Origin of the sequence: Serratia sp. CY56464 (assembly GCF_052168435.1) — a bacterium.
Classification (GTDB): Bacteria; Pseudomonadota; Gammaproteobacteria; order Enterobacterales; family Enterobacteriaceae; genus Serratia; species Serratia marcescens.
In genome coordinates, this window is record NZ_JBJNMV010000006.1 from 223,644 (window position 1) to 233,045 (window position 9,402).

Annotated in this window: 12 protein-coding genes and 1 rRNA gene; 5 read left to right on the top strand and 8 right to left on the bottom strand. The window is 57.7% G+C overall.

All coding sequences use genetic code 11. The features are described from left to right. Nucleotides 1-49: 49 nt before the first annotated feature. Entirely contained in the window at nt 50-313 is a 264-nt protein-coding gene (gene rof / locus ACJ8KE_RS21655) for a Rho-binding antiterminator (protein WP_004931991.1), read from the bottom strand. Continuing rightward, the gene (locus tag ACJ8KE_RS21660; protein ID WP_004931993.1) at nt 300-500 is read right to left on the bottom strand and encodes a YaeP family protein; all 201 of its coding nucleotides are present in this window, start codon (nt 498-500) and stop codon (nt 300-302) included. Before ACJ8KE_RS21660 ends, rof begins: the two co-directional genes overlap by 14 nt. 213 nt (nt 501-713) lie before the next feature. Between ACJ8KE_RS21660 and ACJ8KE_RS21665 the strand changes: the two genes are divergently transcribed. Genes ACJ8KE_RS21665 through nlpE form a run of 3 tightly spaced genes read left to right on the top strand, consistent with a single transcriptional unit; the run spans nt 714 to nt 2,392 of the window. Beyond that, nucleotides 714-1,262 (top strand): YaeQ family protein, encoded by a 549-nt coding sequence (locus ACJ8KE_RS21665; RefSeq protein WP_015378883.1) that lies wholly within the window; start codon nt 714-716, stop codon nt 1,260-1,262. 3 nt (nt 1,263-1,265) lie between these two features. Beyond that, the gene (gene arfB / locus ACJ8KE_RS21670; protein ID WP_028127523.1) at nt 1,266-1,679 is read left to right on the top strand and encodes an alternative ribosome rescue aminoacyl-tRNA hydrolase ArfB; all 414 of its coding nucleotides are present in this window, start codon (nt 1,266-1,268) and stop codon (nt 1,677-1,679) included. A 29-nt stretch (nt 1,680-1,708) separates the two neighbouring features. After that, nucleotides 1,709-2,392 (top strand): envelope stress response activation lipoprotein NlpE, encoded by a 684-nt coding sequence (gene nlpE, locus ACJ8KE_RS21675; protein WP_016929868.1) that lies wholly within the window; start codon nt 1,709-1,711, stop codon nt 2,390-2,392. Between the two features lie 60 nt (nt 2,393-2,452). Here nlpE and proS read toward each other — a convergent pair whose 3' ends face one another. The 6 genes from proS to metN form a co-directional block, all read right to left on the bottom strand. Further along, nucleotides 2,453-4,171 (bottom strand): proline--tRNA ligase, encoded by a 1,719-nt coding sequence (gene proS / locus ACJ8KE_RS21680; RefSeq protein WP_239442510.1) that lies wholly within the window; start codon nt 4,169-4,171, stop codon nt 2,453-2,455. Nucleotides 4,172-4,291: 120 nt separating this feature from the next. Continuing rightward, on the bottom strand, nt 4,292-4,999 hold the full coding sequence (gene tsaA, locus ACJ8KE_RS21685) for a tRNA (N6-threonylcarbamoyladenosine(37)-N6)-methyltransferase TrmO (protein ID WP_016929866.1): 708 nt from the start codon (nt 4,997-4,999) through the stop codon (nt 4,292-4,294). Beyond that, a complete protein-coding gene (rcsF, locus tag ACJ8KE_RS21690) occupies nt 4,996-5,400 on the bottom strand; it encodes an Rcs stress response system protein RcsF (protein WP_025304011.1) in 405 nt (134 codons plus the stop codon). Before rcsF ends, tsaA begins: the two co-directional genes overlap by 4 nt. 114 nt (nt 5,401-5,514) lie before the next feature. Then, nucleotides 5,515-6,330, bottom strand: coding sequence for a MetQ/NlpA family lipoprotein (locus tag ACJ8KE_RS21695; protein ID WP_016929864.1), 816 nt, complete (start codon nt 6,328-6,330; stop codon nt 5,515-5,517). 39 nt (nt 6,331-6,369) lie between these two features. Further along, the gene (locus ACJ8KE_RS21700; RefSeq protein WP_004932010.1) at nt 6,370-7,023 is read right to left on the bottom strand and encodes a methionine ABC transporter permease MetI; all 654 of its coding nucleotides are present in this window, start codon (nt 7,021-7,023) and stop codon (nt 6,370-6,372) included. Further along, complete coding sequence (gene metN, locus ACJ8KE_RS21705; RefSeq protein ID WP_016929862.1) at nt 7,016-8,047, bottom strand: methionine ABC transporter ATP-binding protein MetN; 1,032 nt, start codon at nt 8,045-8,047, stop codon at nt 7,016-7,018. The genes ACJ8KE_RS21700 and metN overlap by 8 nt, the downstream gene beginning before the upstream one ends. A 188-nt stretch (nt 8,048-8,235) precedes the next feature. Between metN and gmhB the strand changes: the two genes are divergently transcribed. Both gmhB and ACJ8KE_RS21715 read left to right on the top strand, forming a co-directional pair. Next, nucleotides 8,236-8,799 carry a D-glycero-beta-D-manno-heptose 1,7-bisphosphate 7-phosphatase gene (gene gmhB, locus ACJ8KE_RS21710; protein WP_015378880.1) on the top strand — a complete coding sequence of 188 codons (564 nt, stop codon included), beginning with the start codon at nt 8,236-8,238 and terminating at the stop codon, nt 8,797-8,799. A 392-nt stretch (nt 8,800-9,191) separates the two neighbouring features. Then, a 16S ribosomal RNA gene (locus ACJ8KE_RS21715) occupies nt 9,192-9,402 on the top strand; the annotation flags it as partial.

A 9,402-nucleotide genomic window follows, 5' to 3' on the forward strand; every position in this document is an offset into this window, starting at 1 on the left:
TGACGAGGGCAGCCGTTGGGCTGCCCTGTTGGGATGGGGTTACCGCTGCTCAGTCCGACAGGCTGACGACCACGGTACCGATTTCCGGATGACTGAAACTGCTGATATGGTCCAGGCGCAGGTCGCGCTGCTGGCCGTTCTGTTCGATGGTCAGATACTCAACGCGTTTCTTTTGCAGCAGGTCGATCGCCTTGGCCTCGATCACTTCTCCGTCGCGTAACTCCAGCTTCAGAATAAGTTTATGCTGACAGGCGAGTTCCAGGTTGTCGTAGTCATCGCAATTGATGGGTTGGTACTCATCATTCATCAACATAGTCGCTCACCAATAAGTTAGCGGCGGCAAAGGCCGCCTGTTCCCTAACGGAGGACGGTAGCGCATCGTTCGCTGCGACATCGTCCAATGCCTTTAACGCACAAGCCAGCGCATCAGGCACGTAGCCAAGATCTCCACTGCCAATCTCGGCGTAAGTACGGCGTACTAACTCACAGTATTGTTGCACAGTTTCCTCCCTTAAGAACCTCTGCATCATCAAGACTACTATCGCGATGAGGCGCAGGCTCTCGGAGTTTTATCCTATCCTAGACGACTATAGCACAGCTGTTATGGAGTTATCAGCACCCCGGCACGCCTTTCGCACTGCCGCAGCCTGGCCGCGCTGGCGGGGTTTGGCCCTGATCAAGTACACTGTCGCCGGATAATAACGAGGTCACCCATGGCGCTGAAAGCAACCATTTATAAAGCCGCGGTCAATATTGCTGATATGGATCGTCACTTCTACCACGACGCCACGCTGACGCTGGCGCAACACCCGTCCGAAAACGAGCAGCGCATGATGCTGCGCCTGTTGGCCTGGATCTGTCATGCCGACGAGCGGCTGGTGTTCACCAAAGGGCTGAGCGCCGACGACGAGCCGGAGATCTGGCAGCGCAACGACCACAACGGGCTGGAAATGTGGATCGAGATGGGATTGCCTGACGAAAAACGCATCCGCAAGGCCTGCAACCAGTCGCCGCGCGTGGTCTTGTACGCTTACGGCGAGCGCGCCGCGCACGTGTGGTGGCAGGCGATGCAGGGAAAAGTGGCCGGCTACAAGAACCTGAGCGTGCGCTTCCTCGATGACGAACAGCTGGCGCGCCTGACGGCATTGGCCAGCCGCACCATGACGCTGCAGGCGACGCTGCAGGAGGGAACTATTTGGCTGTCCGATGCTCAGAATAGTCTGGAAATCCAGTTTGCCGAGTGGCAGCGGGCACAGGTGTGACCGGTGCTGGAACTGTCAAGAAACGTCGCCATACCGGATAATGAGCTTGAGTTGACGGCGATCCGCGCGCAGGGCGCGGGCGGCCAGCACGTGAACAAAACCTCAACGGCGATCCATTTGCGCTTTGACATTCGGGCCTCCAGCCTGCCAGAGTATTATAAGGAAAGGCTGCTGGCGCTGAATCACCATCTAATTACCGCCGATGGCGTGGTGATTATCAAGGCGCAAGAGTATCGCAGTCAGGAATTGAATCGCGAAGCGGCGTTGGCCAGGCTGGCCGCGCTGATTCGGCAGGCGATGGTGGTGGAAAAAACGCGCAAGGCGACCAAGCCGACGAAAGGGGCGAAATTGCGCCGTTTGGAAGGCAAGGCGCGTAAAGGCGCCACCAAGGCGCTGCGCGGCAAGGTTCGCACTTAGGAATACATGAACACAGTAGGAGAATAACTGTGAAGAAAATTACGGTAGCCCTGTTCTTGGCGGCAGGCGCACTCTCGTTGTTGGGATGCAACAATCATTATCAGCCGAAGGAACAACCGCTGCAGGCGATGCCGCAGAGTTATCAAGGATTGTTGCCTTGCGCCGATTGCGGCGGGCTGGATACGGCGCTGTTCCTGGATGAAGACGGCACCTTTGTGCTGCAGGAAACCTATCGCGGCACTAAAGACGGCGATCAGACCTTTGCCGACTACGGCAAATGGGCGCGCACTGCGGATAAGCTGGTGCTGACCGACAGCACCGGTGAAAAACGTTACTTCCGTCCGGTGGGCAAAAGCCTGGAGATGCTGGATCGCAGCGGCGCGCCGATCGCCTCCAAGCTGAACTATCGCCTGGAGCCGATTGAAAAACCGTTGCCTAAAACCCCGATGGTGATGAAAGGCAGTTACACCTATATGGCGGATGCGGCAGTCTTTAAGGACTGCGCTACCGGCATCACGTTCCCGGTGGATAATAACATCGCGCTGGAGCAAGGTTACGCCAAAGCCAACAAAAATGCCGGCGAGCCGGTGTTCCTGACCTTCAATGCGCACTTCAGCGTGCAGCCATCGATGGAAGAAGGGCAGATAGAGAAGGCGGTGGTGCCGGACGGCAAAATCGCGTTCGACCGCAGCAAGAACTGCAGCAGCAAGTAAGCGTTTTCGGACATAAAAAAACCCGCCTAGGCGGGTTTTTTATTTTCTGGCGTTCGTCGCTCAGCGTTTGATCTGGCCCAGCAGGAAATCAACGATTTCGCCGGTTTTGATCATTTGCTTCTCGCCGACGCGGCGGTTCTTGTACTCGATCTCTTCGTTGTCGAGGTTACGGTCACCGATGACGATAGAGTGCGGCACGCCGATCAGCTCCATATCCGCGAACATCACGCCCGGACGCTCTTTGCGGTCATCGAGGATCACATCGATGCCGTGGGAGCGCAGGGTGTTGTACAGCTCTTCCGCCAGCGCCTGCACGCGGAACGACTTGTGCATGTTCATCGGCAGGATCGCCACCTGGAACGGCGCGATGGCGTCCGGCCAGATGATGCCGCGTTCGTCGTGGTTCTGCTCGATGGCGGCGGCCACGACGCGCGTGACCCCGATGCCGTAGCAACCCATGGTCAGCACCTGGTTGCGGCCGTCTTCACCCTGCACGGTCGCTTTCATCGCTTCCGAGTACTTGGTGCCGAGCTGGAAGATATGGCCCACTTCGATGCCGCGTTTGATCAGCAGCGTGCCCTGACCATCCGGGCTGGCGTCGCCTTCCACCACGTTACGGATATCGGCCACCTGCGGCAGCGGCAGATCGCGCTCCCAGTTGATGCCGAAGTAGTGTTTGCCGTCAACGTTGGCGCCGGCGCCAAAGTCGCTCATCGCCGCCACGCTGCGGTCGGCTACCACCGGCATCGGCAAGTTGACCGGGCCGAGTGAACCCGGGCCGGCGCCGACGATGGCGCGAATTTCTTCTTCGGTGGCGAAGGTCAGCGGCGCGGCAACCTGCGACAGCTTCTCTGCCTTGACTTCGTTCAGCTCGTGATCGCCGCGCACCAGCAGGGCGACCAGCTTGTGGCCGCTCTCTTCGGTGGCGCGCACCATCAGCGTCTTCACGGTTTTTTCCACCGGCAGCTGGAATTGCTCGACCAGCTCGGCGATGGTTTTGGCGTTCGGCGTATCCACCAGGCGCAGCTCTTCGCTGGCCGCCGCGCGCGGCGCTGCCGGCGCGACCGCTTCCGCCAGCTCGATGTTGGCGGCGAAGTCGGAACCGGTGGAGAACACGATATCGTCTTCACCGCTTTGCGCCAGCACCTGGAATTCGTGCGAGGCGCTGCCGCCGATCGAGCCGGTATCGGCCTGCACCGGGCGGAAATCCAGGCCCATGCGGCTGAAAATTTTGCTGTACGCTTCGTACATCGTGTCGTAAGTCTCCTGCAGAGACTCCTGTGAGGTGTGGAAGGAGTAGGCATCCTTCATCAGGAACTCACGGGAGCGCATCACGCCGAAACGTGGGCGCACTTCATCACGGAACTTGGTCTGGATCTGGAAGAAGTTCAGCGGCAGCTGCTTGTACGAGCTGATCTCGTTGCGGATCAGATCGGTGATCACTTCTTCATGCGTCGGGCCCAGCACGAACGGACGATCGCCGCGGTCGACGAAGCGCAGCAGCTCGGGGCCGTATTGCTCCCAACGGCCGCTTTCCTGCCACAGATCGGCAGGCTGAACCACCGGCATGGACACTTCGATCGCGTTAGCATTGTTCATTTCTTCGCGAACGATGTTTTCAACCTTCTTCAGAACGCGCAGGCCGGTCGGCAGCCAGGTGTAAAGACCGGAGGCCAGCTTGCGGATCATCCCGGCGCGCAGCATCAGCTGGTGGCTGATCACTTCGGCGTCGGCAGGTGTCTCCTTCAGTGTGGAGAGCAGATATTGGCTAGTACGCATGGTGTTTTGGTTCCGTTAGAACTGCAAATTGCATCGGGCTGCCAGAGTGGCGGCCAAAAGTGACAAAAGTGGTTTAGTTTACCAGCGCGAGCGGGTCGCCAAAAGAGAGGCGGCGGAATTTTAACGCGGGTCGAGCGCCAACACTTCGGTGTGGCCGTCCACGACGCGCCAGCGCACGTTGAAATCCAACAGCCAGACGGCGTAATCCCGTTCGACGTCCTCTCCTTTACGATAGGCGGGACGGGGGTCTTGCGCCAGCACCTGGCTGATAAAACGCCTTAATTGCGGGTAGCGCGCCTGATGTTGCTGCAGCTGTTGCTCGGCCTGCGGCGCGAAACGCACCGGCATATCGCCGGCGGGCGCGGCCTGGGCAAAGCCGGCGCGGGCCTGCGGCTGGCTCTCGGCGAACGGCAGATAAGGCTTGATGTCCACCACCGGGGTACCGTCGACCAGGTCGAGGCTGCCCAGTTCCAGCGCCACTTCACCGTTTTTCACCCGCACGCCTTTCAGCTCAATGAGCGACATGCCGAGCGGGTTGGGGCGGAAGGTGGAGCGGGTGGCGAACACGCCCATGCGGGCATTGCCGCCTAAACGCGGCGGACGCACCGTCGGGCGCCAGCCGCCTTCCATGGTTTGATGGAAAATGAACATCACCCACAGATGGCTGAAATCGCTGAGACCGCGCACCGCTTCCGCCTGGTTGTAGGGCGGCAGCAGCAGCAGTTCGCCGCCGCCGTCTTCGACCAGCCCCGGTTGGCGGGGCACGGCGAATTTCTCTTTATACGGCGAGCGGATCACGCCGATCTGCTCGAAAACGAATTCGGTCATTTGGACGAGACGTTAAGCGCCGAGCCCTGGCAAACGGCCTGCTGGTAACAACCGGCGACGCCGCTGACAATCTGGCAGTCGTGCAGCAGCACGGCGTTGGCCTTCATGTAAGACGCACGGATTTGCATGCGTTTACGGGCGGTAGCCAGATTCGGTGGGGAGTCTTGCACGGTGGTTTGGCACGATTCGCCGGACACTTCACCCAGATCGCGGAACGGCTTGCCCACGAGTTCTTCTGCACTTTTATACAGTTTTACCGGAGCGGGGCGGGCGGCCGGCGTGGTCTTGGCCGGGGCGGTCGTGGTCGGCTTGCTGGTGCTGTTTGTTGAGGATGGCGCGATACGTTGCGATGAACATCCGGCCAGCGCGAGCGCTAACAAACAGAGAGGTAAAACACGCATTGAGATTCCTCTGCCTTAATGAAAGTGGCGCTATTGAAGCAATCTATGGCGGAAATAACAAGACGGGCCTTGGCCCGTCTTGCAATTATAGGAATAAAATGGGTGAATAAGCGCTTACCAGCCTTTCACCGCACCGCCGTTGAAGATTTTGTTGGCGGCGGCGTCAACGTCGTCAGACTGATAGGCCTGCACGAATTTCTTCACGTTTTCCGCATCTTTGTTATCTTCGCGCGCAACCAGCAGGTTGACGTAAGGCGAGTCTTTATCTTCCACGAACAGACCGTCTTTCGCCGGCGTCAGGCCGATCTGGCTGGCGTAGGTGGTATTGATCACCGCCAGCGCGATCTGCTGATCGTCCAGAGAGCGCGGCAGCTGAGGCGCTTCCAGCTCAACCAGTTTCAGGTTTTTCGGGTTCTCGGTCACGTCCAGCACGGTCGGCAGCAGGCCAACGCCGTCTTTCAGTTTGATCAGACCGACTTTCTGCAGCAGCAACAGCGAACGGCCCAGGTTGGTCGGATCGTTCGGCAGTGCGATCTGAGAGCCCTCTTTCAGTTCGTCCAGCGATTTGATTTTCTTGGAGTAACCGGCGATCGGGTAAACAAAGGTGTTGCCGACCGGCACCAGTTTGTAGCCGCGATCTTTGATTTGCTGATCCAGATATGGCTTGTGCTGGAAAGCGTTCAGGTCGATATCGCCTTTGCTCAACGCTTCGTTAGGCAACACGTAGTCGTTGAAGGTGACCAGTTCAACGTCCAGACCGTATTTCTCTTTCGCCACTTTCTGCGCCACTTCAGCCACTTGCTGCTCTGCGCCGACGATTACGCCGACCTTGATGTGGTTCGGATTCTTTTCATCCTGGCCACAGCCCGTCAGAGCCAGCGTGCCGATCAGTGCGCCAATTGTCGCGATGGATTTAAATGTTAACGACATATCCCTTCCTCATTAGACTCGCATTAATATGCGGTGAAATTATTTATGGGTAACGGCTTTGACGATGCGATCGCCGCAGAATTGGATCAGATAAACCAAAACTACCAGTAATACTAATACGGTATTCATAACTGTGGCGTTATAACCGATATAACCGTATTGGTAACCGATTTGGCCCAGACCACCGGCGCCGACCGCGCCGCCCATGGCGGAGTAGCCCACCAGGGTGATCAGGGTGATGGTCGCGGCGTTAACCAGGCCCGGCAGGGCTTCCGGCAGCAACACTTTCTTGATGATCTGCATCGGCGTGGCGCCCATGGCGCGCGCCGCTTCCACCAGACCGGACGGGATCTCCAGCAGGGCGTTTTCCACCATGCGCGCGATGAACGGCGCGGCGCCGACGGTCAGCGGCACGATGGCCGCCTGCAGGCCGATCGAGGTACCGACGATCATGCGGGTAAACGGAATCATCCAAACCAGCAGGATGATGAACGGGATGGAACGGAAGATGTTCACCAGCCCGGACAGGATCTTATACAGCGAATTGTTGGCGATGATCTGCCCCGGGCGGGTGACATACAGCAGCACGCCTACCGGCAGGCCGAGCACGAAACCGAAGAAGCCGGAGACAAAGGTCATCATGACGGTTTCCCACACGCCACGCGCCATCAACCACATCATTGCCTCAGACATAACCCAGAACCTCTACTTTTACCTGATTTTCTTGCAGGAACTTAATCGTCGCCAGCGCGTCTTCGTCGCTGCCGTGCAGCTCCGCCAGCATCACGCCGAATTTTACGCCGCCGGCATAATCCATCTGGGCGCTGATAATGTTGTTGTTCACGTTGAAGCGGCGAGCGGCTTCAGACAGCAGCGGCGCATCGACCGACTGACCGGTGAACTCCAGGCGCAGCAGCGGCTGACGGTCGCCCTGGCGCTCCGGCGACAGGCGCGCGGCGTAGTCGTCCGGAATATCCAGATGCAGCGTGGACTGAATGAACTGCTGGGCCAGCGGGGTTTTCGGGTGTGAGAACACTTCGCTGACGCTGTCTTTTTCGATCAGCTGCCCCTGGCTGATGACCGCGACCTGGTCGCAGATGCGTTTCACCACGTCCATTTCATGGGTGATGAGCAGAATGGTCAGACCCAGACGGCGGTTGATGTCTTTCAGCAGTTCCAGGATGGAACGGGTGGTGGCCGGATCCAACGCGCTGGTGGCTTCGTCGCACAGCAGCACTTTGGGATTGCTGGCCAGCGCACGGGCGATCGCCACGCGCTGTTTCTGGCCGCCGGACAGATTGGCCGGGTAGGCGTCGTGTTTGTCCGCCAGGCCGACCAGCTCCAGCAGTTCGGTCACGCGCTTTTTGATCTCGGCGCGCGACGTATTGTCCAGTTCCAGCGGCAGCGCCACGTTGCCGAACACCGTGCGGGAAGAGAGCAGGTTGAAGTGCTGGAAGATCATGCCGATTTGGCGACGGGCGCGCGTCAGTTCGCTTTCCGACAGAGACGTCAGATCCTGGCCATCGACCAGCACCTGGCCGGAGGTCGGGCGCTCAAGCATGTTGGCGCAGCGAATCAGCGTGCTTTTGCCGGCGCCGGAAGATCCGATAACGCCATAGATTTGCCCGGCAGGGACGTGAAGGGTCACGTCAGAGAGCGCGGTAATGGTGCGCGAACCCTGCTGGAACACTTTAGTGATGTTAGAAAGTTTAATCATATTCTTCTTATTTTAGCGTGGTTGCCCGTGGCTAGATAAAAGTAAACCTCGGCGTGGAACCAAGGTATGGATCAGATGTTAAGGCGTCTAGACGTCTAAGTCAACGACCAGCGACGTTCTCCGGCGTTCTCAGTGCGGGGTAAAACATGCGATACTGTCAGCGTATTCAGCCCCTCAGGAGCAAAGCGGTGACACAAAGCGTTCCAGCAATTTTTCTCGATCGTGACGGTACGATTAACGTTGACCATGGTTATGTCCATGAAATCGACAACTTCCACTTTATTGACGGCGTGATTGACGCCTGTCGCGAACTCAAAAAGATGGGGTTCGCGCTGGTGATGGTGACCAACCAGTCGGGCATTGCGCGCGGCAAGTTCAGCGAAGACCAGTTTATGTACCTGACCGAGTGGATGGACTGGTCGCTGGCCGATCGCGACGTCGACTTCGACGGCATCTATTTCTGCCCGCATCATCCTGAGGCGGTAGTGGAGGAGTATCGTCAGGTCTGTGACTGCCGTAAACCGCAGCCGGGCATGCTGCTGCAAGCGCAGCAGGAATTGAACATCGATATGGCCGCTTCTTATATGGTGGGCGATAAACCGGAAGACATGCAGGCGGCGATCGCGGCCGGCGTCGGCACCAAGGTGCTGGTGCGTACCGGCAAGCCGGTGACGGAGCAGGGCGAAAAGCTGGCCGATTGGGTGCTAAATAGCCTGGCGGACCTGCCGGCAGCCATCAAAAAGCGGGTTTAATAGGCGTTACGAATGAATAGTGAGCGGTCAGATAAAAAATGCATATTAACGCTTGTCATTCTGAACCGGCTCCCTATAATGCGCCTCCATCGACACGGCGCAAGTGATTCACTTCACACAGCGGCCGGGAAGAAAGAGAAAAAATCCTGAAAATTAGGGTTGACTCTGAAAGAGGAAAGCGTAATATACGCCACCTCGAGTTAGCAAGCGAAAGCGCCTAACTCACTGCTCTTTAACAATTTATCAGACAATCTGTGTGGGCACTCCACAAGACGATATCCAGCATCTTCGGATGCAAAAAAATATCAAGTCTTGAAGAGTGACTAACTGAAGTAAAATTCATGCAGTAAATCTTTGAGCATCGCTTCTCGAGTGGAAGCAAATCAAGCTTTTAATTGAAGAGTTTGATCATGGCTCAGATTGAACGCTGGCGGCAGGCTTAACACATGCAAGTCGAGCGGTAGCACAGGGGAGCTTGCTCCCTGGGTGACGAGCGGCGGACGGGTGAGTAATGTCTGGGAAACTGCCTGATGGAGGGGGATAACTACTGGAAACGGTAGCTAATACCGCATAACGTCGCAAGACCAAAGAGGGGGACCTTCG